Raw genomic sequence first — 23,269 nt, 5'->3', positions numbered from 1 at the left:
ATCCGTTCAGCTCGCACCCCCCGCACTGGGTCTGGCGTGGTCGCCGCCGCGGAGCTGGTCGACGGCGTGCGCCAGCAGCGGCTCCAGGACGGCCAGTCCGTCTTTCACCCCGCCCGTGGACCCCGGCAGGTTGACGATCAGGGTCCGGCCGGCGACCCCGGCGAGGCCGCGGGACAGCGCGGCGGTCGGCACCTTGCGCATGCCGAAGGCCCGGATGGCCTCGGCGATGCCCGGCACCTCGTGGTCGATGACGGCGCGGGTCGCCTCGGGGGTGCGGTCGGCCGGGGTGAGGCCGGTGCCGCCGGTGGTGACGATCGCGTCGTACCCGGCGGCGGCGCCCGCGCGCAGGGCGGCCTCGACCGGCTCCCCGTCGGGCACGACCTGCGGGCCGTCCACGGTGAAGCCGAGGCGCGTGAGGCCGTCGGCGATCAGCGGTCCGCCCCGGTCCTCGTAGACACCCGCGGCGGCCCGGTTGGAGGCGGTGATCACCAGGGCGCGATAGCTCATGCCCGGCTCCAGTCGCCCGACTTGCCGCCCGTCTTCTCCAGCACCCGTACGTCCGTGATGACCGCTCCCTTGTCGACCGCCTTGACCATGTCGATCACGGTGAGCGCGGCGACCGCCACCGCGGTGAGGGCCTCCATCTCGACGCCCGTGCGGTCCGTGGTCTTCACGGTGGCCGTGATCTCCACGGCGTCGTCCGCGACCGACAGATCCAGTTTCACACCCGACACCGACAACGGGTGGCAGAGCGGGATCAGGTCCGGGGTGCGCTTGGCGCCCATGATGCCCGCGATCCGCGCGGTGGCCAGCGCGTCTCCCTTGGGCACCCCCTCGCCGCGGAGCAGGTCGACCACGCGGGGCGAGACCAGGACGCGGCCGGCGGCGCGTGCGGTGCGCGCGGTGACGTCCTTGCCGGAGACGTCGACCATGCGGGCCGCGCCGGCCGCGTCGAGGTGCGTGAGGTGGTCCTGGGCAGGGGCTGCGGGGGTCTGCCCCGAAGACGGTTCGGTCATGCTGTGCGGCGCTCCCGGTCCGGGCCCGCGCCGTGCGGTGCGCGGGCCTGCTGTGCGCGACACGGTACCGCCAAGCACTGCCGCACAGCCGCCCAGGAGGTGCCTCAGCCGAGCGGTACGACCTCCACCTCGGAGCCGGGCTCGACGGACTCCATGTCCTCGGGCACCACGATCAGCGCGTCCGCCTGCGCCAGCGCCGCCACCAGGTGCGAGCCGGCGCCGCCCACCGGGGTGACCTCGCCGTCCGCGTACCGGCCCCGCAGGAACTGCCGGCGGCCCTTCGGGGAGCGCAGCGCCTTGTCCGCGGTGAGCGTGGCCCGCACCACCGGCCGGTGCAGATCGGTGAGGCCCATCAGGGCGCGGATCGCGGGGCGGACGAACAGCTCGAAGGAGACGTACGACGACACGGGGTTGCCCGGCAGCGCGAGCAGCGGTGTGTGATCGGGCCCGATGGAGCCGAAGCCCTGGGGCTTGCCCGGCTGCATGGCCAGCTTGCGGAACTCGATGCCGCTGCCCGGCACGTCCTCGTCACCGATGTCCGCCAGCGCCTCCTTGACCACGTCGTACGCCCCGACGCTCACCCCGCCCGTGGTGACCAGCAGATCGGCGCGGATCAGCTGGTCCTCGATGGTCGAGCGCAGGGTCTCGGCGTCGTCGGCGACGGCGCCCACCCGGTAGGCGATGGCGCCCGCGTCCCGCGCGGCGGCGGTGAGGGCGAAGCTGTTGGAGTCGTAGATCCGGCCGCGGCCCAGCTGCTCGCCGGGCTGGACGAGTTCGCTGCCGGTGGAGACGACGACCACGCGCGGGCGCGGGCGCACCTTCACCGTGCCCCGGCCGATCGCGGCGAGCAGCGCGATCTGCGGCGGGCCGAGGATCGTACCGGCCTCCAGCGCGCGATCGCCCGCCTTCACGTCGCTGCCCTCGGCCCGGACGTGCGCGCGCGCCTCGACGGGCCGGTGCACGCGCACCTGGCCCTCGGCGTCCTCGGGGGCGAGGCTGCGGGCCCGCATGCCGCCGGCCGGCCCCTCGCCGAGCCCGCCGTCGGTCCACTCCACCGGGACGACCGCCTCGGCGCCGGGCGGCAGCGGGGCGCCGGTCATGATCCGGGCGGCCTGGCCCGGACCGACCCGCACCGGCTCGGCCGCGCCGGCCGCGACGTCCCCGACGACTTCCAGGGCGGCCGGGAACTCCTCGCTGGCGCCCTCGACATCGGCGACCCGCACCGCGTACCCGTCCATCGAGCTGTTGTCGAAGGGCGGCAGCGACACCGGAACCGTGACGTCCTCGACCAGGACGCAGCCCTGGGCGTCGAGCAGTTGGAGTTCGATGGGCTCCAGGGGCTGGACCGTGGCGAGGATGTCCTCCAGGTGCTGGTCCACCGACCACAGGTCGTCTTCGCCGGTCGGGCGGGGCGCGGCGCTGCTCAACTCTGCTGCATCTCCTCGGCTACGTAACTGCGGAGCCAGGTCCGGAACTCCGGGCCCAGGTCTTCACGTTCGCATGCGAGCCGCACGATGGCACGCAGGTAGTCGCCGCGGTCGCCGGTGTCGTAGCGGCGCCCGCGGAAGACGACGCCGTGCACGGGGCCGCCGAGCTTCTCGTCGGCGGCGAGCTGCTGGAGCGCGTCGGTCAGCTGGATCTCGCCGCCGCGGCCCGGCTCCGTCTTGCGCAGGACGTCGAAGATCTCCGGCGCGAGCACGTAGCGGCCGATGATCGCGTAGTTCGACGGTGCCTCGGCCGGGTCGGGCTTCTCGACCAGGCCGGTGATCCCGACGACGTCGCCCTCGGCGGTGGCGTCCACGGCGGCGCAGCCGTAGAGGTGGATCTGCTCGGGAGCGACCTCCATGAGGGCGATCACGCTGCCGCCGTGCCGCTCCTGGACCTCGATCATGCGCTGGAGCAGGGGGTCGCGGGGGTCGATCAGGTCGTCGCCGAGCAGGACGGCGAAGGGCTCGTGGCCGACGTGCGGGGCGGCGCACAGCACGGCGTGGCCGAGGCCCCTGGGGTCGCCCTGGCGGACGTAGTGCATGGTCGCCAGGTCGCTGGACTCCTGCACCCTGGCCAGGCGGCCCGCGTCGCCCTTCTTCTGGAGGGCGGATTCCAGCTCGTAGTTGCGGTCGAAGTGGTCCTCCAGGGGACGCTTGTTCCGACCGGTGACCATGAGGACGTCGTCGAGCCCCGCGGACACGGCCTCCTCGACCACGTACTGGATCGCGGGCTTGTCGACGACCGGAAGCATCTCCTTGGGAGTCGCCTTGGTCGCCGGCAGGAACCGGGTACCAAGGCCCGCCGCCGGAATGACAGCCTTGCTGATCCTGGGGTGCGCCTGTGTCATGTCCGACACCTTAACCGGCGTCCCTTGGTGTGAACCGGGGCTGCGCTTGGCCGGCCCTTTGACGGCGACCCGGACGGCATCGACGCCGTGAACGGCAGACGGAGAGGGTGCGGTGGGACCCGTGGAACAGGACGGACGCGTGGACGAGCCGGACAAGAGGACGTTGCGGCGGGGCCTCCTCGCGGCGAGGAACGGGCTGCCGGACGACGACGTCCTGGCGGCGGGCCGGGCGCTCGCCGCGCGCGCCCTGGAGCTGCCCGAGCTGGCGGCGGCGCGCACGGTGGCGGCCTATGTCTCCGTCGGTACCGAACCCGGCACCGGCGCGCTCCTGGACGCCCTGTGCGCGCGGGGCACCCGTGTCCTGCTCCCCGCGCTGTTGCCCGACAACGACCTGGACTGGGGAGAGTACGCCGGGCCCGGCTCCCTGACGGAGGTCCGGCACGGCTCCAGGATGGCCCTCCTCGAACCCTCCGGCGCCCGGCTCGGCCCGGACGCCGTGACGGGCGCGGACGTGGTCCTGCTGCCCGGTCTCGCGGTGGACGCGCGCGGGATGCGGCTGGGACGCGGCGGCGGCTCGTACGACCGTGTGCTGGCCCGCCTGGAGCGCGCGGGCGTCCGGCCCCGTCTGGTGGTGCTGCTCTACGACACGGAGGTCGTCGCGCGGGTCCCCGTGGAGGAGCACGACCGGCCGGTGCACGCGGTGGTGACGCCGTCCGGGGTGCGCCGCTTCGCCTAGACGTGCGGATACGCGCGCGTGCCTGGGCGGGCGGATACGCGGAACGGCCCGACACGCGCGCGTGTCGGGCCGTTCTCTTCGGCGGGTGCGGCGGCTACGGCTTGAGGACGAGCGTGTCGCTCGTGCTCGTGTCGACCGCCTTGGACGAATACGCCCAGGGCAGCAGCTCGCCCTTGGCCCACTTGTCCGTCTGGTCCGTGTAGTGCGCGCTGAACGCGTGCCCGGAGGCGCCGGTCAGGTTGATCCACTTGGACTTGTCGAGGTCGGCGAGGTTGACGACCATCCGCATCGACGGCACCCACACCACGTTGTAGCCGCCCGCCGCGTTCCAGCCGGTCGCGTCCACGGCGGCCTCACCGCCGTTGAGCTTCCAGGGGCCGCGGTTGAGCAGGTACTGGAGCGCCTTGGGGCCGTCGGTGCCGAGCGTCTGGTTCTTCAGGAACAGACGGTGCAGCCGGCCCCAGCTCCAGGTGTCGATGTCCTTGCCGAGCTTGGCGGTCAGCTCCCAGCGGGCGTCGATCATGGCGCGCGCGAACAGCTGGTCCATGTTGTTCGCCGCCGGGCGGGTGCCCTGCTTGGGCGTCTTCCACCAGTCGCTGTCCGGCTTGTTCATCAGATTGCGCACGACCTCGAACCAGCGGTCGCCGCCGTCCGGTTGTGCCTGGTCGGCGGCGCGCATGCCGCACTCGCGCACCTTGGTGTCGTCGTCCACCGGCCCGGTGCTGTCGATCTTGTCGACCCACAGGCACTGGCCCTTGACGCGCAGCTCCTTGGGGAGCTTGTTGCCGAAGGCGAGCTTGAGGACGTTGCGCCAGACGGCGTTGAAGTACGCGGCGGCCGCCGAGTCGGAGTCCTGGGTGTAGTCCCAGCCCTCCAGCAGCTTCTGCGCGTCGCGCACGTTCTTGTCGGACAGGTTGATCTTCAGCAGCTTCGGCACCATGAGCTTGGCGATCTCGCTGCTGTCGTCCAGCTGCATCTGCCGCATGTCGTCGGTGGAGATCTTGCCGCCGCCCTTGATCTTGGACTCGATCAGGTCGGTGATGCGCTGGCTGCGGGTGCCGTAACCCCAGTCGGTGGTCAGGGTGTACGGGTACTTGTCCTTGTCGACCACGGCCTGGTTGGCGGTGACGATGTAGCCGCGCTTGGGGTTGTACTCGTACGGCAGCTCGTCCTGCTGGATGTAGCCGGTCCAGCGGTACGCGGGGTCCCAGCCGGGCGCCGGGATGGAGCCGTCGTCCGCGGCCGAGCGCGTCGGGATCTTGCCCGGCAGGGTGTAGCCGATGTTGCCACGGGTGTCGGCGTAGATCAGGTTCTGCGAGGGCACGTCGAACTTGGCGGCCGCGGCGCGGAAGTTTTTCCAGCCGGCCGCCTTGTCGAGCGCGAAGACGGCGTCCATGGAGGTGCCCGGATCGAGCGCGGTCCACTTGAGGGCGATGCCGTAGCCGTCGCCGCGGTCCGGGGCGGCGGCGTTGACCGTGGCCTTCTTGCCGACCTCGACCAGTTCGTCGTCGCGGTCGGACAGGAGCGGCATCCCGTCCTGGGTCTCGCGCACGACGATCGTCTTGGCGGCGCCGCCGGCGACCTTGATGGTCTCCTGGCGGGTCTTGAAGGGCCGCACCTTGCCGCCGTACAGATAGCCGCCGGCGGTGACCTTCTCCAGGTAGAGGTCGCTGACGTCGACCCCGGAGTTGGTCATGCCCCAGGCGATGTCGGCGTTGTGGCCGATGATCACACCGGGCATCCCGGCAAAGGTGTAACCCGTGACGTCGTACTGGCACTTGGCCGAGACGGTCCGGCAGTGCAGGCCCATCTGGTACCAGACGCCCGGCAGGGACGCCTCCAGGTGCGGGTCGTTGGCGAGCAGCGGCTTGCCGGTGATGGTGTGCTGGCCGCCGACCACCCAGGAGTTGGAGCCGATGCCCTGGCCGTTCACGCCGACGGCGGTCGGGAGGTCGTCCAGGGAGCTGTAGAGGCCGCCCAGTTGGCTCGTGAGGCCCGAACCGGAGGTGCCCGAGGTCCCGGAGCCGGTGGCGCCCGTCCCACCCGCAGACGAGCCCGTGGCGCCGCCGGTGGAGCCCGTCGTGCCGGTCGTGCCCGTGCCGCCCGTGGTGCCGGTGCCGCCCGCGGTCCCCGTCGTGCCGGTGCCCGTGCCCGTACCGGTCGCGCCCGTGCCCACGGGCGTGCCCGCGGCGGCGCTCTGCTCGAAGCTCTTGGTCAGCGCGTCGTACTGACCCTCCTGCACGATCGGCTTGTTACGGCTGTACGGGTACTCCGGGTACAGGTCCCTGATCTGCTGCGGGCCGAGCCGGCTCGTCATCAGGGCGCGGTCGATCTCGTCCTGCATGTTGCCGCGCAGGTCCCAGGCCATCGCCTTCAGCCAGGAGACCGAGTCGACCGGGGTCCACTGCTGGGGCTTGTAGTCGTTGGTCAGGTTGAGGGCGGCGTACTCCAGGGAGATGTCCTTGCCGCTCTTGCCCTTCAGGTAGGCGTTGACGCCCTTGGAGTAGGCGTCCAGGTAGCGCTTGGCGGCGGCCGACAGTTTGGTGTCGTACTCCTGCTTGGCGACCCGGTCCCAGCCGAGGGTGCGCAGGAACTCGTCGTTCTTGACCTGGCTCTTGCCGAACATCTCCGACAGGCGCCCCGCCGTCATGTGCCGGCGCACGTCCATCTCGTAGAACCGGTCCTGCGCCTGGACGTAGCCCTGCGCCATGAACAGGTCCTCGTCGGAGGACGCGTAGATCTGCGGGATGCCGTTGCCGTCCCGCTTGACGTCGACCGGCCCCGACAGTCCGTCGAGCGTGATCGACCCCGTGGTCTGCGGGAGGGAGGCGCGCACGGCGCTGACCGACCAGTACCCGCCGTAGGCGATGCCCGCGATGACGGCCAGGACCAGCAGCAGCACGAGCAGTCGGGCTTTGCGCCCCTTCTTCCTGCCTGACTTGGCGGGCGCGGCACCGGTGGTGGCGGTGTCACCCGTTGTGGCGGTGGTGTTCGGGGGCATCGCTGTCCTTGCTGTCCTAACGCGAGCGGCAGGTCGGGCCATGACTTTGAATGAGCGCTGGAGCAACCATAGGCGCAGGACCCTGTGCGCCTTGACGCGGAGTCGGGAACCAGCACGCACGAGCGTTCGATCTTCTCCCTCTAACGTCAAGAAAGCGTCAAGAATTAGGTAAGGTAACGAAGTACTGGATGCGGTGCGCCGCAGCCTCGGATCTTGTGTTCGCGCGTCCGCGCGCCCCGCGCACGGGCCAAGGAAGGGAACCGCCGCTGACTGTTCACCACCTCAACCAGCTTCTGCTCGTCTGCTCCCTCGTCCTGCTGGTCGCCGTGGCGGCCGTGCGGATCTCCTCGCGCAGCGGGCTCCCCAGCCTGCTCGTCTACCTGGGCATCGGCGTCGTCATGGGCCAGGACGGCCTGGGGCACATCCACTTCGACAGCGCCGCCGTGACGCAGGTCATGGGCTACGCGGCCCTGGTCGTGATCCTCGCCGAGGGCGGTCTCGGCACCAAGTGGAAAGAGGTCCGGCCGGTCCTGTCCTCCGCCGCCGTCCTCGCCACCGCGGGCGTCGCGGTCAGCGTCGGGGTCACCGCGGCGGGCGCGCACTACCTGGTCGGGCTGGAGTGGCGGCAGGCGCTCATCATCGGCGCGGTGGTGTCCTCGACGGACGCGGCGGCGGTCTTCTCCGTGCTGCGCAGGATCCCCCTGCCCGCGCGGGTGACGGGCACCCTGGAGGCGGAATCGGGGTTCAACGACGCTCCGGTCGTCATCCTGGTCGTCGCCTTCTCCACGGCGGGACCGGTCGAGCACTGGTACATATTGCTCGGCGAGATAGCCCTGGAGCTGGCGATCGGCGCGGCCGTGGGCCTCGCGGTGGGCCTCGTCGGCTCCTGGGGACTCAAGCACGTCGCGCTGCCCGCCTCCGGCCTCTACCCGATCGCCGTCCTCGCCATCGCCATCTCGTCGTACGCGGCCGGCGCCCTGGGCCACGGCAGCGGATTCCTCGCCGTCTATCTGGCCTCCATGGTGCTCGGCAACGCCAAGCTCCCGCACTGGCCGGCCACCCGCGGCTTCGCCGAGGGGCTCGGCTGGATCGCCCAGATCGGCATGTTCGTGCTGCTCGGCCTCCTGGTGACCCCGCACGAACTGGGCGACGACATCGTGCCCGCCCTGGTCATCGGCCTGGTGCTGACCATGGTGGCCCGTCCGCTCAGCGTGGTGTGCAGCCTGACGCCGTTCCGGGTGCCCTGGCAGGAGCAGACCCTGATGTCCTGGGCGGGGCTGCGCGGCGCCGTCCCCATCATCCTGGCGACGATCCCCATGGTGAACGGCGTCGACGCCAGCCGGCGGATCTTCAACATCGTCTTCGTCCTGGTCGTCGTCTACACCCTCCTCCAGGGGCCGACGCTGCCCTGGCTGGCGCGCACGCTGCGCCTGGGCGAGAAGGGCGAGGCGGCCGACCTCGGCATCGAATCGGCGCCCCTGGAGCGGCTGCGCGGGCACCTGCTCTCCCTGACCATCCCGGAGGAGTCGCGGATGCACGGCGTCGAGATCGCCGAGCTGCGGCTGCCGTCCGGGTCCGCCGTGACGCTCGTCGTGCGCGAGGGCAAGTCGTTCGTGCCGATGCCCAGCACGGTGCTGCGGCGCGGCGACGAACTCCTGGTGGTCGCCACCGACCCGGTCCGCGACGCGGCGGAGGCGCGGCTGCGCGCGGTCGCCCACGGCGGCAAGCTGGCGAGCTGGCTGGGCACGGACGGCACGGAGGGCGGCGCGAAATCCGGTGGCGCGCGGTCCGGGGGTGCGCGGTCCGACGGCGGCGCGCGCTCAGGGAGCTCGCGTTAGGGAGGCCCGGCGTCGAGGAGCCCGGCGCCAGGGGGGCTCGCGCCGGGAGCGGGTCCCCGCGGTTCGTGCGGTTCACACCGGGCGCATGCGCCGCGGAATCCCAGGCGACCGGTCCGGTGGTGCTCGCTTTCACAGCCCGCGCGGGGGTGGCCCCTGTACGATGAAGGGGCACCCTGATCGAACCAACTCTGCCTGACGCAGAGCTGGCGCGACCGTATGGCGGCCGTGACGCCCCCCACCTTGCCGTGGGCGCCGGTATCTACCGCAGTCCGCGCAAGAGGACAGCTCTCGGCGCCCGGACCCCACAGGGGACGCGCGCTACCAGGCGGCAGAAAGGCACGGGCCGTGGGATCCACGGTCAGCGACGAATCGGCGAAGACCTCGACGGCGTCCTCCCGCCAGGGATACGGACCATTGCTGCGCACCCGCGGCGCCTGGACGTTCCTGCTCCCCGGCTTCGCGGCACGGCAGCCGTTCGCGATGCTCACCCTGTCCATCGTGCTGCTGGTGCAGCACACCACCGGCTCGTACGGCGCCGCCGGCGCCGCCGCGGCCGTCACCGGCGTCTCCATGGCGCTGTTCGCGCCCTACAGCGGGCGGCTGGCCGACCGCTACGGCCAGCGCGCGGTACTGCTGCCCGGCGTCCTGGTGCACACCCTGTCCGGTCTGTCCCTGACGGCGCTCGCGCTGGCGCACGCCCCGCTGTGGGCGCTGTTCGTGGCGGCCGTGCCGACCGGTGCCTCGGTGCCGCAGGTCGGTCCCATGGTGCGGGCGCGCTGGGGCGTCAAGCTCCAGGGCACGCCGCTGATGGGCACCGCGGCCGCGTTCGAGTCGGTCACGGACGAGCTGACCTTCGTCTTCGGCCCGCTGCTCGCGACCGCCCTGTGCACCGCCGTCACCCCGGCGGCCGGTCTGCTCACGGAGGCGGGGCTCACCCTCGTGGGTGGTTTGCTGTTCGCCGCGCAGAAAAGCACGCAGCCGCCGGTGACGGCCGGCGGCGGGTCCGCGCGCGCGGAGCACGGCTCCGCGCTCCGGGTCCCCGGTGTGCGGGTGCTGATCGTGACCTTCCTCGGCATCGGCTCGGTCTTCGGCGGCATGCAGGTCTCCCTGGCCGCGTTCACCCAGTCCATCGGCGAACCCGGCCTGAACGGCGTCCTGTACGGCGTTTTCGCCGCCGGCAACATGCTGTCCGGGATCGTCTGCGGCGCGATCGTCTGGAAGACGGCGCCCCAGCGGCGCCTGCTCGTCGGCTATACGGCGCTCGCGCTGGCCGCCTCCGCGCTCTGGACGGCGCACTCGGTGCTGCTGCTCGCCGCGCTCGGCCTGCTGGTCGGCATGTGCATCGCGCCCTCCCTGATCACCGGCTACACGCTGGTCGAGGCCCTGGTCCCGGCCCATGCCCGCACCGAGGCGTTCACCTGGCTGACCGGCGCGGTCGCGCTCGGCCAGGCGGCCGCGGTCACCATCGCCGGACAGCTGGAGGACCGGCTGTGGGACGGCTCCGGATTCCTGGTGCCGATGGGCGGCACGGTGCTCGCCCTGCTGACTCTGGTGGCGCTGCGATCCGCGCTGGTCGCGCGCCGGGAGACGCAGACCGTGGCACGTGGCGTCGGTCACCGCGAGCCGGTGACGGTGGACTGATTCCCCGGAATACGTCACTATGGATCGTCGTTAGCACTCAATGAGTGAGAGTGCCAGGAGGAAGACAGTGCCGACCTACCAGTACCAGTGCACCGAGTGCGGCGAGGGCCTCGAGGCGGTGCAGAAGTTCACCGACGATGCCCTGACCGAGTGCCCCAGCTGCAACGGGCGCCTGAAGAAGGTGTTCTCCGCGGTCGGCATCGTCTTCAAGGGCTCCGGCTTCTACCGCAACGATTCCCGCGGCTCCACGTCGAGCAGCAGCCCGGCGACGAAGTCGTCCGGCTCCTCGACGTCCGACGCGAAGCCGTCCTCGGCCTCGTCCGACTCGAAGCCGTCCTCGGCGTCCACGTCGAGCTCGGCCGGCACGTCCGCCGCCTGAGGCCGTACGCCCCGCTTTTTTGACGCCCGCCCTGCCGTCCTGCGACGGCGGGGCCTCGGGCGTTCTCCGGCAAGGTCTCCTGCGCGGCGTCACGGGCCGCTAATGTCTTGGCCATGGCGAACGCAGAGATCGGCGTAATCGGCGGCTCGGGCTTCTACTCGTTCCTCGACGATGTGACCGAGGTACAAGTGGACACCCCCTACGGGCCGCCCAGCGACTCCCTGTTCCTCGGCGAGATCGCCGGCCGGCGAGTCGCCTTCCTGCCCCGGCACGGCCGCGGCCACCATCTGCCGCCGCACCGCATCAACTACCGCGCCAATCTGTGGGCGCTGCGTTCCGTCGGCGTCCGGCAGGTCCTCGGCCCCTCCGCGGTGGGCGGCCTGCGCACCGAGTACGGCCCCGGCACGCTGCTGGTACCGGACCAGTTCGTGGACCGTACGAAGTCCCGCGCCCAGTCGTACTTCGACGGGCTGCCGCTGCCCGACGGCACCGTGCCGAACGTCGTGCACGTCTCTCTGGCCGACCCCTACTGCCCCACCGGACGGGCGGTCGCGCTGAAGGCAGCCCGCGGCCGGGACTGGGAGCCGGTGGACGGCGGCACGCTGGTCGTGGTCGAGGGGCCGCGCTTCTCCACGCGCGCCGAGTCGCTGTGGCACCAGGCGCAGGGCTGGTCGGTCGTGGGCATGACCGGCCACCCCGAAGCGGCGCTCGCCCGCGAACTGGAGCTCTGCTACACCTCCCTGACCCTGGTCACCGACCTCGACGCGGGCGCCGAGACCGGCGAGGGCGTCTCCCACGAGGAGGTCCTCCAGGTGTTCGCGGCCAATGTGGAACGGCTGCGCGGGGTCCTCTTCGACGCGGTGGCCACGCTGCCGGCCACCGCGGAGCGGGACTGCCTGTGCGTGAACGCGCTCGGCGGAATGGATCCGGGGTTCGAACTGCCGTAGCGGACGGCCGGAAGGCGTGCGGCAGACGGGGTAGCACGAGGCCGACGGGACGGCGGAGGCCGACGGAGCGGCGGGAGGCTGTGGACAAGTCGCCGTGACCGGAGCGGAATTACCCGTTCGGGTGGGCGAGTTGTCCACAACCGGGCGGTGGTCCACCGGTTCCGGCGGGATCCGGCGCGAGGCGTCATCGTGGGCAGCGCAAGCCGACGGCCCTCGTCACAGGCGGTGACCCCGATGCCTCTCCCCCTCCCCTCTTTCCCCTCCCACCCCTCCCGCCCCTCTCCCTCCGCGTCCGCCCCTCGCCCCGCTTTCCCCCCTCCGCTGCGCCTGCCCCTCCCCCCGGGCACGGACGCGCCCGCGACCTGCGAGGTGCCGCCGTTCCCTCCGGTGCGGGTGCGCGGCGGGCGGTACCGGCTGCAGCGGCTCCTACGGCACCGGGGGCGCGCGGTGGCGGCCGGCCTCGCGGTGACCGCGGCCGCGCTGGTGGCGGCGGGTCCGGGGACCTCGGCGCCCGCACACCGCACCGAGGCGGCCCCGCTCCCCGCCCGGTCCGCGCGGGGACACCCGCCGGCGGCTGTCCCACGCCCGCCCCGCCCGGCGGGCGCGGACCTGGTCGCGGCACCGGTGCGGATCGCCGACGCGGCCACGGTCCGGCTGCTGCGCCCCGGCGACCGGGTCGACGTGGTCGCCGCGCAGGACCCGTCGGCCGGGGGCGGCGTCCGGGTGCTCGCGCGCGGAGTGCGGGTGACACGGGTGCCCGAGCCGGCCGACGGCGGGACCGAGAGCGGCGCGCTGGTCGTGCTGGCGGTGCCGCGCGCCCTGGCAGCGGGACTCGTCGGCGCGAGCGCCACGGCGCGGCTGGCGGTGACGCTGTGCTGAACCGTGCCGGACTTTTTACCGGCGGCGCGCTGTCAAGTCCCTCCTTCGGGGGACGTGATGGGACACTATGGCCGCACGGTGCCGTAGGTTGCGGAGCGTTTTGTTCCACGACTTGTGCATACGAGGAGCGTCCCCGAGGTGAGCGCGAAGAAGGAACCGAGCGTCCTGCAAGGCTTCAAGGCCTTCCTGATGCGCGGCAACGTCATCGACCTGGCAGTGGCGGTCGTCATCGGCGCCGCCTTCACGAACATCGTCAACGCGCTGGTGAAGGGGATCATCAATCCGCTGGTCGGCGCGATCGGTACGCAGAACCTCGACAACTACAGCACCTGCCTGAGCTCCCGGTGCCACGGGACGCACGGCATCCAGCTGATGTGGGGTTCCGTCCTCGGCGCCGCGCTGTCCTTCCTGATCACCGCCACGGTGGTGTACTTCCTGATGGTCCTGCCGATGTCCAGGTACCTGGCCCGGCAGGCGGCCCGCAAGGCGGCGCGGGAGGGCACGAAGGAGGTCGTCGAGGTGTCCGAGCTGGAGGTGCTCAAGGAGATCCGCGACGCCCTGGTCGCCCAGCGCGGCACCGGACACGACGACCACTAGCGCGTCAGAGGTGGTGGGGCGGCTTCTCGTCGAGGAAGCGCTTCAGGTCGGCGGCGCTGTCGCCGTCCGGCCGCTCGCCCCAGCCGCGGTCGGTGTCGTCCGAGGTCTGCTGGTCCAGCGGATCGTCGAAGACCAGGCGGGGCTTCGGGTCGCGCGGCTCGGGTGCGGGGGCGTCGCTCATGCGTCCAGGGTACGGCCCCCATCCTGGTGGAACCCCGGCCGCCGGTGAGCCCCCGCCGGAGCCTCCCGCCCGGTTGTCTGCTGTGCTGAGAGGCATGACGCCCAGTTCCGTCCCGGCGCCCGCTGCTCCGGGCGCACCCCATCCCTCCCGCCCCGTGCGACGCCTCACCGCGCGCGGGCGCGGCGAGGCCCACCGGGTCTCCTCCCCGCTGGAGCTCCTTTTCGACCTGTGTTTCGTCGTGGCGGTCTCCCAGGCGGGCGTGCAACTGGTGCACGCCGTCTCCGCGGGCCACCCCGGCACCGGGGTCCTCAACTACGCGATGGTGTTCTTCGCCATCTGGTGGGCCTGGATGAACTTCTCCTGGTTCGCCTCGGCGTACGACAACGACGACGTGCTCTACCGGGTCGTCACCCTGGTGCAGATCGCCGGTGTCCTGGTGCTGGCCGCCGGTGTCTCCCGCGCCTTCGAGCAGCACGACTTCCTGCTGGTCTGGCTCGGCTATGTGATCATGCGCGTCGCCATGGCCACCCAGTGGCTGAGAGCCGCGCGCACCGCCGAGGGCTCGGAACGCAGAGCCGCGCTGCGCTACGCGGGCGGGGTGCTGCTGTGCCAGGTCGGCTGGGCCGGTCTCGTGGCGCTGCCGCAGGCGGCGCGGCCCTGGGTGTTCCTGGTGATGGCGATCGCGGAGATGTGCGTGCCGCTGTTCGCCGAGCGGGACTACGAGACCTCGTGGCATCCGCACCACATCGCCGAGCGGTACGGACTGTTCACGATCATCGTGCTCGGCGAGACGATCGCCTCGGCCACGGTCGCCGTGAAGTCGGCCGTGGACGAGCACTCCGCACTGGGCGAGCTGCTGCCCATCGCGGCGGGCGGCCTCCTGATCGTCTTCTCCGCCTGGTGGATCTACTTCGTGGTGCCCATCCACGGCCATCTGCGTTCCAACGGACAGGCGTTCCAGTGGGGGTACGGCCACTATCTGATCTTCTCCTCGGCGGCGGCGATCGGCGCGGGTCTGGAGGTGGCCGTGGAGGAGGCGGTCGGCTCGGCGCACATCTCCACGGCGGCCGCCTCGGCGGCGGTGACCCTGCCGACGGCGCTGTATCTGCTGTCCGTCTGGGTCCTGCACGCACGGCACTTCAAGGTCGGCATCGCCCAGCAGCTGGTGCTGCCGCTCGCCGCCCTGCTGGTGCTGTGCTGCACCTTCCTGGGCGGCTGGTCGGTGCTCGCGGCGGGCCTGGTGTGCGCGGCGGCGGTGGCGACCGGGGTGGCCCTGACGGCCCGCATGGTCCGCAGGGAGCGCACGGCGAGCGCCGCGGCACCGGCCGACTGAGCTTCCGGCGGCTCGCTCGGCTTCCGGCGGGTCGGCTGAGCCCTCCGGCGCCCGGCTGGACCTCCGACGGGTCGGCTGATCCCTCCGGCGGCGGAAGGGGCTCCGGCAGACTGGCGGCCATGACAGTTGACGCGCTGACAGATGTCGCCGGGATCCGGGTCGGACACGCCACCCTGACCGGGGAGGGCCGGCTCACCGGGACCACCGTCGTGCTGGCACCCGAGGGCGGGGCCGTGGCCGCGGTGGACGTGCGCGGGGGCGGGCCCGGCACCAAGGAGACCGACGCGCTCGATCCCCGCAATGTGGTCCAGCGGGTCGACGCGATCGTGCTCACCGGGGGCAGCGCCTACGGGCTCGACGCGGCGTCCGGGGTGATGGCCTGGCTGGAGGAGCGGGGGCGGGGTGTGCGGGTGGGGCCCGACCCGGCGCATGTCGTGCCGGTGGTGCCCGCGGCGTGCGTCTTCGACCTGGGCCGCGGCGGCGACTTCCGGGCCCGCCCGGACGCCGCGACGGGCCGCGCCGCGGTGGAGGCGGCGGCCGCGACCGCCGGGGGCGCCCCGGTGCCGCAGGGCTGCGTGGGTGCCGGCACCGGCGCGGCGACCGGCCGGCTCAAAGGCGGCGTGGGCTCCGCGAGCACGGTCCTCGCCTCGGGGATCACGGTGGCCGCCCTGGTCGTCGCGAACGCGGCGGGTTCGGTGCTGGATCCGCGGACGGGGGTGCTGTACGGGGAGTTGTACGACGGCCCGGTGGACCAGCCGGACAGGCGGGTGCACGAGGCCGCGCTGCGCCGCCTGGAGGAGACCGACGCGGGCCGTACACCGCCGCCGCTGAACACGACGCTGGCGGTCGTCGCCACCGACGCCGGCCTGACCAAGGCCCAGGCGCAGAAGCTGGCCGGCACCGCGCACGACGGCATCGCCCGCGCCGTCCGCCCGGTCCATCTGCTGCACGACGGCGACACGGTCTTCAGCCTGGCCACCGGCGCCCGTCCGCTCGCCGCCGGCCCGCTCGCCCTCAACGAGCTGCTGGCGGCGGGCGCGGACATGGTGATGCGGGCGATCGTCCGGGCGGTACGCGCGGCCGAGCCGGTCGACGGACCGGGCGGATCCTGGCCGTCGTACGGGGAGTTGTACGGGCGGCCGTGAGGGGAGCGGCGTCCGGGCCGGGTGCCGATTGTCGCGGTTCTGTCACGTCATGGCCTTACCAGGGCTTGGGGGGAACCTGGGGGACTGTTTGCGCACTCTTTCTCGGCGCAGCGGAACGGACCGCGCACCTCACACGAACCTGGAGCAGCCCGTGACAAGGCCGGACATTGCAGCGCGGCGCACACTGGTGGCCTGTGCCGCCCTGATGGTCGGCGCCCTCACCCTGACCGCCTGCGGCGGCGACGCCAACGCCTCGAACAAGGGCGGCGGCAAGGACACCACGAAGACCTCGACGGCGAAGATAGCGATCTCGGCGAAGGACGGCGCGACGGACGCGTCCGTCAACGCGACCGGGGTGAAGGTCAGCGACGGCACGCTGACCGAGGTGAAGATGACCGTGTCGGGTTCGGGGCAGTCCGTGCCGGGCGCGATATCCGCGGACGGTCACAGCTGGAAGCCCGAGCAGCGGCTCGAACTCGGCACGAAGTACCAGATAGCCGCGCGGGCGAAGGACTCCGCGGGCCGCCCGGCGGCGGCCAACGCCATCTTCAGCACGGTCGGTTCGGCCAACAGCTTCATCGGCACCTACACCCCGGACAACGGCAGCACGGTCGGTGTGGGCATGCCGGTGTCGTTCACCTTCAACAAGTCGATCAGCGACAAGAAGGCCGTGCAGTCGCACATCACGGTCGACTCCAGCAGTGGCCAGCAGGTGGTCGGGCACTGGTTCGGCGACCGCCGCCTGGACTTCCGGCCGAAGGACTACTGGAAGGCCGGCTCCAAGGTCACGATGAAGATCGACCTGGACCACGTGCAGGGCGCCCAGGGCCTGTACGGCGTGCAGAAGAAGACCGTCACCTTCAGCGTCGGCCGCTCGCAGGTCTCCACGGTCGACGCCGGCGCGCAGACGATGACCGTGGTGCGCGACGGCCGGACGCTCAAGACGGTGCCGATCTCCGCGGGCAGCGCGCAGCACACCACGTACAACGGGCAGATGGTGATCTCCGAGAAGTTCACCCAGACCCGGATGAACGGCTCGACGGTCGGCTTCGGCGGGGAATACGACATCCCGGACGTGCCGCACGCGATGCGCCTGACGTCCTCGGGCACCTTCATCCACGGCAACTACTGGTACAGCCGCGGCAACCCGCCCTTCGGCCGGCAGGGCACCAGCCACGGCTGTGTGGGTCTCGCCGATGTGCAGGGCGCGCAGGGCGACACCCCGGCGAAGTGGTTCTTCGACAACTCCCTCGTCGGCGACGTGGTGATCGTGAAGAACTCCCCCGACTCCACCGTGGCCCCGGACAACGGCCTCAATGGCTGGAACCTGTCCTGGAGTGCGTGGACCGCCGGAAGTGCCGTCTGAGCGACGAGTTTTGACGGGTTCTGTGGCCGCGCGGGAACATCTCGCGCGGCCCGCGCGTTTTTCCGGTGTTCGTTTTCCCCATTCCCGGACACGACGTCCGATCGAGGGGCTACGGTATGCACCCACAAGGTGACATGCAGCAACGCCGGGAGATGCCTTGAGCGTTCCGTACGAGACGGCAGCGCCCGAACCAGCCGAGTCGCCCGAGTCGCCCGAGGACCACCTCGCGCGACTCCTCGGCCGCGCCCTGAACTCCTTCGAGCTGCCCGACGAGGTGATCCGGCTGCTCGACTGCGCGCTGGCGTACGACAGTTCGCTGCACTCCGCGCACCACAGCGCCGGGCTGCACCGGGAGACGTACCGGCACACCTGGCTGCTCGACGACGGCTCGGCGGTCACGCTGTGGGAGCTGGCGTACAACACCATTCCGGGCGGCGCCCCGGAACACGAGGTGTACACGGACGAGGAGGAGCTGCGCACGGCCACCTCCCGGCTCGGCTTACCCCCGGACACGCCCGAGCTGGAGCTGACCCCGCCGACCCGGCTGTGGGCGGTGCCCACCCCCCGGCATGTGTTCGCCTGCGGCGACTCCGCCGACCACGCCCGCCGGCTGCTGCGCCGCGCGGAGAACGCGGACCGTCCCGACGGCCGCACGGCCGCACTGCTGGCCACGGCGACGGCGCACGAGATCACCCAGGCCTTCGGCCGTCCGGGCCGGGCGGGCCGCTCGGGGCTGAGCTATGCGCTGTACGAGCACGCGTTCCTGCTGCCGGACGACAGCGAGGTCTCCCTGTGGGAGGTCGAGCACACGGCGACGCCGGACGGCCGCCATATGTGCGAGGTGTACCTGTCGGAGGACGCGGCCCGTTCCGCGATGGAGCGGCGCGCGACGCGACAGGGCTGACGGCGGGACCACCGCCAACCCGGCACGCCCGACCGGGTCGGTCAGCGGTGGCCGAGCTGTCTCATCAGCCCGGCGAAGGCGTCCTGTTCGGCCGGTGTCAGTTCCACCGACTCCCGCGGCGGGCCGGTCCGCTGGGCCGGGAGGAACGGCAGGCGGGTGGCGGCGAGTTCGCGGAGCGCCTGTGCGCGGAACCGGCGCAGCAGTCGCAGCACACCGATCGCCCAGACCACGCCGGCCAGGGTGAGGAAGACCGCGGCGACCAGCTGGAGAGTCGACAGATGCTCGGGCATATTCACCAGTACACACCACGGCGGGGCGCTTCGGACCCGGACCGTGACGTATCTCGCAGGTGCCGTGAACAACACACACCGCACCAACCGGACCAATGGGACGAACGGCGGTGGCGCGGTGAACACCCCCGCCCCAGTAGGTCAGATGTTGGCCTAGTGCTGCGGCATCCTCGAACGCATGACGACCGCCACCCCGGCACGGCTGCTCCAGTTGCTCTCCCTCCTCCAGACGCCCCGCGAGTGGCCCGGCGGTGAGCTGGCCGAGCGGCTCGGAGTGTCCCGCCGTACGGTGCGGCGGGACATCGACCGGCTGCGCGAGCTGGGGTATCCGGTGGAGGCGACGCGGGGCGCGGACGGCGGGTACCGGCTGGTCGCGGGCAAGGCGATGCCGCCGCTGGTGCTGGACGACGAGGAGGCCGTCGCCATCGCGGTCGGGCTGCGGGCCGGCGCGGGGCACGGGGTGGCGGGGGTGGACGAGGCATCGGTACGGGCCCTCGCCAAGCTGGAGCAGGTCCTGCCGACCCGGCTGCGGCACCGGGTGTCCACCCTCCAGGCCGCGACCAGCCCGCTGCCCGTGGGAGACGGCGCGAGCATCCCGGCACGGACGCTGACCCTGCTGGCCGCCGCGGTGGCGGGGCGGGAGCGGCTGCGGTTCGCCTACCGCGACAAGGAGGGCGGCGCCTCCCGCCGGCTGACCGAGCCGCACCGGCTGGTGTCGACGGGGCGGCGCTGGTACCTGGTCGCGTACGACCTCGACCGCGCGGACTGGCGCACGTTCCGGGTGGACCGGGTGAGCGAGCCGTTCGCCACCGGAGTCCGTTTCGAACAGCGGGAGTTGCCGGCGGGCGGCGCGGCGGAGTATCTGCGGCAGTCGATCCGGCAGTGGCAGGAGGCCTACGCGTTCGAGGTGCGGTTCGCCGCGCCGGCGGCTCGGGTCGCCGAGCGGCTCCCGGCGGCGCTCGGCGCGCTCGCGGACGACGGCGAGGGCGGCTGCGTCCTGACGGGCAGCACCGGCGATCCGGTGGAGTGGCTGACGGTCCGGCTGGCGCTGGCGGGGTACGAGTTCACCGTCCGGGGGCCGGATGAACTGGTCGCCTGCGTAAGGGAATTGGGTGGACGGCTCAGCCGGGCCGGGGGCGCGGAGGCCGCTCGACGGGAGGGGGCTCAGCCGCGGTGAGGGGCCTCGGTACGCGCCGTCCAGTCGAAGCCGCCCAGCGCCCTGAGGTTGCGCAGGGCGAGGGCCGCGGGACCGTCCGGGCCCGCGGGCGGGGAGGTGGTGGCGGCCCAGGACTGTACGGCGACGCGTACGGCAGTGCCGGCGACGGCGGCGGCGAAGCGCAGGTCGGGGGTGATCACGGGAACGCCGGGCGGGGTGAGCGGATCGGGGGCGGCTTCCCCTGCGAGGGGGTCGCGGGCGGCGCCTACGGCTGCTCCCCGTATCCCGGCGAGCGGATCACCGGCACCTCCAGTCCCCCCGGCATCCGAGGCACGGGCGACCCCCGGCCCCCCGGCGCGGGCGGTATCGGGGGCGTCGGGCCGCGATGTTCCGGCCGCAGTCGCCGCATCGGCCCCGGCGGTCCCCGGCTCCCCCGCGGACGGATCACCCGGAAGCGCCACGGCCGCTCCCTCCGGGCCCTCACCCGTCCCCTCCAGGGCCTGCCCCGCCCCCTCCGGGGCCTCGCCCGTCCCCTGCGCCACTCCGCTCGCTCCCTCCGCGCACGCCACTCCCCATCCGGGCGTCGCCAGCCGGCTCGCCAGGATCTCCGCCAGCGCCTCCTCCGAGGTCTGGCCCACCTCGGCCCAGACCTTGCGCAGGGCGGGACTGGTGTCGGTCAGGCGGATCAGGGTGCGGACCCATTCCCAGGAGGCCGCCGAGACCCCGGCGCCCGGGGTGAGGGTGTGCTCGACGGCGTGTTCCAGGGCCTGCGGGACGGTGAACCGGGCCGGGGCGGTGCGCACGGCCTCCGCCCAGCGCTGGGCACCGGCGGCGTAGAGGGGCGCGACCGCCTCCTCCTTGGTGGCGAAGTAGCGGTAGAAGGTGCGCGGGGCGATGCCCGCCCGCTGGGCGATGTCCTCGGCGCGGGTGGCCCGCAGTCCCTGGCGGACGAACAGGGCCGCCGCGGCGCGGGCGATCTCCATCCGCGTCTCGGCCTTGCGGCGCTCGGTGAGAGAGGGCGCCGGCGCGGCGCCGGGCGGTGACTGCGGGGTGGCGCCGGGGGTGGAACGGGGGGTGGGACCGGGGGTGGTGCTCATCTCGGCAGGCTATGCCGGTGTGGCAGAATCTGCCATCCGGCGGCTCACCCCGTGGTTCAGGTACGGGGTGGGCCGTCTCTCGTCTTCCACGCCTCCGCCGTGCCGCTTCCAGCATCGCACCGCGGCGGCAGCGGCGCGGCCGGGAAACGGGCGAACGGCGGGCCTTCGCCGTCACACCCCTGCGCCAGTCGGACACCACCTCCTGCCGGATGGCGCGGAAATGCCGTTGCGAACCGGTGGGCGAGGTACCCGCGGGGGACGACGCGGCGGATGACGCGGCGGATGACAGGGAGTGGCCGACCGGCCGGTGGTGGCAGAAAAGGAGCCGGGCTCCGGCGCCCGGGGGGGGTGGGCGCCGAAGCCCGGCTCGGGGAAGTCCCGGCGCCGGGGGGATGTGCGCGGGGACCTGGCTCGCGTGGATCGGCCGCGTGTGCGTGGGGTCGGCCGGGTGCGGGTCGGTGTGTGTCCGGTGTGGCGAGGTGGTTCGGCTGGTCCTGCGGGTGACGCGGGATGGGGAGTGCGGCGTTCGCGGGGCCCCGCCGGCGGGCCCGGAGAGGTTGTTCCCTCGGGCCCGGCGGTTGAAGCGGCCATAGGGCGCCGTGTTTGCGCCGTCTTTCGCCACCCGGCGTACGCGGACCCCGCCCCCGTGTTCCGCCGACGCCGAGCCCTCGCACCCCCGTCCGCCCCCGGTCCGCGCGGGGCTTACGCCGCCGCGTCGAACCCGGTGTCCCGCGCCAGCTTCTTCAGCTCCAGCAGGGCGTGCTTCTCGATCTGCCGGATGCGCTCGCGGGTCAGACCGTGCTCCTTGCCGACCTCGGTCAGGGTGCGCTCGCGGCCGTCCTCGATGCCGTACCGCATCTTGATGATGGAGGCCGTGCGCTGGTCCAGGCGGCCGATCAGGTCGTCCAGTTCCTCGCTGCGCAGCAGGGTCATCACGGACTGCTCGGGGCTGACCGCGGAGGTGTCCTCCAGCAGGTCGCCGAACTGGGTCTCGCCCTGGTCGTCCACCGACATGTTCAGCGAGACCGGGTCGCGGGCCCAGTCGAGGACGTCGGTGACGCGCTCCGGCGTGGAGCCCAGCTCCGCCGCGATCTCCGCGGGCTCCGGCTCGCGGCCGTGCTCCCGGTTGAACTCGCGCTGCACCCGGCGGATGCGGCCCAGCTCCTCCACCAGGTGGACGGGGAGCCGGATGGTGCGCGACTGGTCGGCGATGGAGCGGGTGATGGCCTGGCGGATCCACCACGTGGCGTACGTGGAGAACTTGAAGCCCTTGCGGTAGTCGAACTTCTCGACGGCGCGCACCAGGCCCGCGTTGCCCTCCTGGATCAGGTCGAGCAGGGGCAGGCCGCTGCGCGGATAGCGCCGGGCCACCGCGACGACCAGGCGGAGGTTGGAGCGGATGAAGACGTCCTTGGCCCGCTCACCCGCGGCGAACAGGGCCTCCAGCTCCTCACGGGTGGCGTCCGAGGCGGTCTCCTCGAACCCGTCGAGAACCTGTCGCGCGAACACACCCGCCTCGATGGTCTGGGACAGCTCGACCTCCTTCGCGGCGTCGAGCAGCGGCGTGCGCGCTATCTCGTCGAGGTACATGCCGACCAGGTCGCGGTCCGCGATCTCGCCGCCATGTGCGCGAACACTGGCCGCCGAGCCGTCCGACTCCCCGGAGGCGGACTTACGACGGGCGACGGCACGGGTTGCCATGCGTGCTCCCTTGCGTTGGTGGGCTGGCGGGTGGTCCTGCTGAACGCTCGGTACTCCGGAGGGTGGTCCTGGGGACCCTCCTCTGAGTGCCCTGCATCCGAAGGAAACAACGACTGGAATCAGGACAGAATTCCCAACCCACCCCTCAAATTTTCTGATCATGCAGTACCCTGTTCCGCCGCATGGGAGGCGAGATGGTGCCCGAACCCGCAGAGGTGCAGGTCAGACCAGGAGTCGAGGGGGATCTCGATGCACTCACGGAGATCTACAACCACTATGTGCGCGGGACGGCCATCACGTTCGACACCGTCCCTCTCACCCCGCGTGAGCGTCTGCCCTGGCTGCTCTCCCACCCGGAAGACGGCCCGCACCGCCTGATGGTTGCCGCGCGGACCGATCCGGACACCGGCGCCGAGCGGGTCCTCGGGTACGCCACCTCCGGCCCGCACCGGCCGAAGCCCGCGTACGCGACCTCCGTGGAGACCTCGGTGTACGTCGCCCACGACGCCGGCCGGCGCGGCCTCGGCACGCTGCTCTACGACGCCCTCTTCCGGGCCCTGTCCGGCGAGGACCTGCACCGCGCCTACGCCGGGATCACCCAGCCGAACGAGGCGTCGGTACGCCTGCACACGCGCTTCGGCTTCCGGCACCTGGGCACGTTCGGCGAGGTGGGCCGCAAGTTCGGCCGCTACTGGGACGTGGCCTGGTACGCGAAGGAGCTCTAGCC

General features: G+C 72.4%; 21 protein-coding genes and 1 pseudogene. 13 read left to right on the top strand and 9 right to left on the bottom strand.

Annotated elements, in window-relative coordinates; all coding sequences use genetic code 11:
• Positions 1–6: 6 nt before the first annotated feature.
• From ACZ7EC_RS19780 to galU, 4 genes are all read right to left on the bottom strand, one after another.
• A complete protein-coding gene (locus ACZ7EC_RS19780) occupies positions 7–507 on the bottom strand; it encodes a MogA/MoaB family molybdenum cofactor biosynthesis protein (RefSeq protein WP_471064149.1) in 501 nt (166 codons plus the stop codon).
• Positions 504–1,016, bottom strand: a complete 513-nt coding sequence (moaC, locus tag ACZ7EC_RS19775) for a cyclic pyranopterin monophosphate synthase MoaC (RefSeq protein WP_471064147.1) — start codon at positions 1,014–1,016, stop codon at positions 504–506. The genes ACZ7EC_RS19780 and moaC overlap by 4 nt, the downstream gene beginning before the upstream one ends.
• Before the next feature lie 104 nt (positions 1,017–1,120).
• The gene (gene glp, locus ACZ7EC_RS19770; protein WP_471064145.1) at positions 1,121–2,443 is read right to left on the bottom strand and encodes a molybdotransferase-like divisome protein Glp; all 1,323 of its coding nucleotides are present in this window, start codon (positions 2,441–2,443) and stop codon (positions 1,121–1,123) included.
• Complete coding sequence (galU, locus tag ACZ7EC_RS19765; RefSeq protein ID WP_471064144.1) at positions 2,440–3,351, bottom strand: UTP--glucose-1-phosphate uridylyltransferase GalU; 912 nt, start codon at positions 3,349–3,351, stop codon at positions 2,440–2,442. The genes glp and galU overlap by 4 nt, the downstream gene beginning before the upstream one ends.
• A gap of 121 nt (positions 3,352–3,472) precedes the next feature.
• Between galU and ACZ7EC_RS19760 the strand changes: the two genes are divergently transcribed.
• Positions 3,473–4,087: a 5-formyltetrahydrofolate cyclo-ligase gene (locus ACZ7EC_RS19760; protein ID WP_471064143.1), complete on the top strand. Its 615-nt coding sequence runs from the start codon at positions 3,473–3,475 to the stop codon at positions 4,085–4,087.
• A gap of 94 nt (positions 4,088–4,181) precedes the next feature.
• Here the strand turns inward: ACZ7EC_RS19760 and ACZ7EC_RS19755 are convergent, their stop codons facing one another.
• Positions 4,182–7,088 (bottom strand): penicillin acylase family protein, encoded by a 2,907-nt coding sequence (locus ACZ7EC_RS19755; RefSeq protein WP_471064142.1) that lies wholly within the window; start codon positions 7,086–7,088, stop codon positions 4,182–4,184.
• 215 nt (positions 7,089–7,303) lie between these two features.
• Here ACZ7EC_RS19755 and ACZ7EC_RS19750 point away from each other — a divergent pair, with 215 nt between their 5' ends.
• From ACZ7EC_RS19750 to mscL, 6 genes are all read left to right on the top strand, one after another.
• A complete protein-coding gene (locus ACZ7EC_RS19750) occupies positions 7,304–8,926 on the top strand; it encodes a potassium/proton antiporter (protein WP_471064140.1) in 1,623 nt (540 codons plus the stop codon).
• Between the two features lie 345 nt (positions 8,927–9,271).
• Complete coding sequence (locus ACZ7EC_RS19745; RefSeq protein ID WP_471064138.1) at positions 9,272–10,567, top strand: MFS transporter; 1,296 nt, start codon at positions 9,272–9,274, stop codon at positions 10,565–10,567.
• A 67-nt stretch (positions 10,568–10,634) separates the two neighbouring features.
• Complete coding sequence (locus ACZ7EC_RS19740) at positions 10,635–10,946, top strand: FmdB family zinc ribbon protein (protein WP_471064136.1); 312 nt, start codon at positions 10,635–10,637, stop codon at positions 10,944–10,946.
• A gap of 113 nt (positions 10,947–11,059) precedes the next feature.
• Positions 11,060–11,893, top strand: a complete 834-nt coding sequence (locus ACZ7EC_RS19735; protein WP_471064135.1) for an S-methyl-5'-thioadenosine phosphorylase — start codon at positions 11,060–11,062, stop codon at positions 11,891–11,893.
• Positions 11,894–12,127: 234 nt separating this feature from the next.
• Complete coding sequence (locus ACZ7EC_RS19730; protein WP_471064133.1) at positions 12,128–12,772, top strand: hypothetical protein; 645 nt, start codon at positions 12,128–12,130, stop codon at positions 12,770–12,772.
• Between the two features lie 138 nt (positions 12,773–12,910).
• Positions 12,911–13,369: a large conductance mechanosensitive channel protein MscL gene (mscL, locus tag ACZ7EC_RS19725; protein WP_471064132.1), complete on the top strand. Its 459-nt coding sequence runs from the start codon at positions 12,911–12,913 to the stop codon at positions 13,367–13,369.
• 4 nt (positions 13,370–13,373) lie between these two features.
• Here mscL and ACZ7EC_RS19720 read toward each other — a convergent pair whose 3' ends face one another.
• Complete coding sequence (locus tag ACZ7EC_RS19720) at positions 13,374–13,550, bottom strand: hypothetical protein (protein ID WP_471064130.1); 177 nt, start codon at positions 13,548–13,550, stop codon at positions 13,374–13,376.
• 94 nt (positions 13,551–13,644) lie between these two features.
• Here ACZ7EC_RS19720 and ACZ7EC_RS19715 point away from each other — a divergent pair, with 94 nt between their 5' ends.
• The 4 genes from ACZ7EC_RS19715 (at position 13,645) to ACZ7EC_RS19700 (ending at position 18,298) form a co-directional block, all read left to right on the top strand.
• Positions 13,645–14,883 (top strand): low temperature requirement protein A, encoded by a 1,239-nt coding sequence (locus tag ACZ7EC_RS19715; protein WP_471064129.1) that lies wholly within the window; start codon positions 13,645–13,647, stop codon positions 14,881–14,883.
• A 119-nt stretch (positions 14,884–15,002) separates the two neighbouring features.
• Positions 15,003–16,028, top strand: coding sequence for a P1 family peptidase (locus tag ACZ7EC_RS19710; protein ID WP_471064127.1), 1,026 nt, complete (start codon positions 15,003–15,005; stop codon positions 16,026–16,028).
• 151 nt (positions 16,029–16,179) lie between these two features.
• On the top strand, positions 16,180–17,394 hold the full coding sequence (locus ACZ7EC_RS19705; RefSeq protein WP_471064126.1) for a L,D-transpeptidase: 1,215 nt from the start codon (positions 16,180–16,182) through the stop codon (positions 17,392–17,394).
• Positions 17,395–17,551: 157 nt separating this feature from the next.
• Positions 17,552–18,298, top strand: a complete 747-nt coding sequence (locus ACZ7EC_RS19700) for a DUF6227 family protein (protein ID WP_471064124.1) — start codon at positions 17,552–17,554, stop codon at positions 18,296–18,298.
• A gap of 41 nt (positions 18,299–18,339) precedes the next feature.
• Here the strand turns inward: ACZ7EC_RS19700 and ACZ7EC_RS19695 are convergent, their stop codons facing one another.
• Positions 18,340–18,588: a hypothetical protein gene (locus ACZ7EC_RS19695; RefSeq protein WP_471064122.1), complete on the bottom strand. Its 249-nt coding sequence runs from the start codon at positions 18,586–18,588 to the stop codon at positions 18,340–18,342.
• Between the two features lie 178 nt (positions 18,589–18,766).
• Between ACZ7EC_RS19695 and ACZ7EC_RS19690 the strand changes: the two genes are divergently transcribed.
• Positions 18,767–19,765 (top strand): helix-turn-helix transcriptional regulator, encoded by a 999-nt coding sequence (locus ACZ7EC_RS19690; RefSeq protein WP_471064120.1) that lies wholly within the window; start codon positions 18,767–18,769, stop codon positions 19,763–19,765.
• Between the two features lie 563 nt (positions 19,766–20,328).
• Here ACZ7EC_RS19690 and ACZ7EC_RS19685 read toward each other — a convergent pair.
• Together ACZ7EC_RS19685 and ACZ7EC_RS19680 are read right to left on the bottom strand one after the other, a co-directional pair.
• Positions 20,329–20,727: pseudogene (locus ACZ7EC_RS19685) on the bottom strand (TetR/AcrR family transcriptional regulator); the annotation flags it as partial.
• Positions 20,728–21,543: 816 nt separating this feature from the next.
• Entirely contained in the window at positions 21,544–22,542 is a 999-nt protein-coding gene (locus ACZ7EC_RS19680; RefSeq protein WP_471064119.1) for a sigma-70 family RNA polymerase sigma factor, read from the bottom strand.
• A gap of 194 nt (positions 22,543–22,736) precedes the next feature.
• Here ACZ7EC_RS19680 and ACZ7EC_RS19675 point away from each other — a divergent pair, with 194 nt between their 5' ends.
• Positions 22,737–23,267, top strand: coding sequence for a GNAT family N-acetyltransferase (locus ACZ7EC_RS19675; RefSeq protein ID WP_471064270.1), 531 nt, complete (start codon positions 22,737–22,739; stop codon positions 23,265–23,267).
• Positions 23,268–23,269: the final 2 nt, after the last annotated feature.

Source organism: Streptomyces sp. NPDC037203, from assembly GCF_055605065.1.
This window is presented reverse-complemented; position numbering and strand designations above follow the sequence as displayed.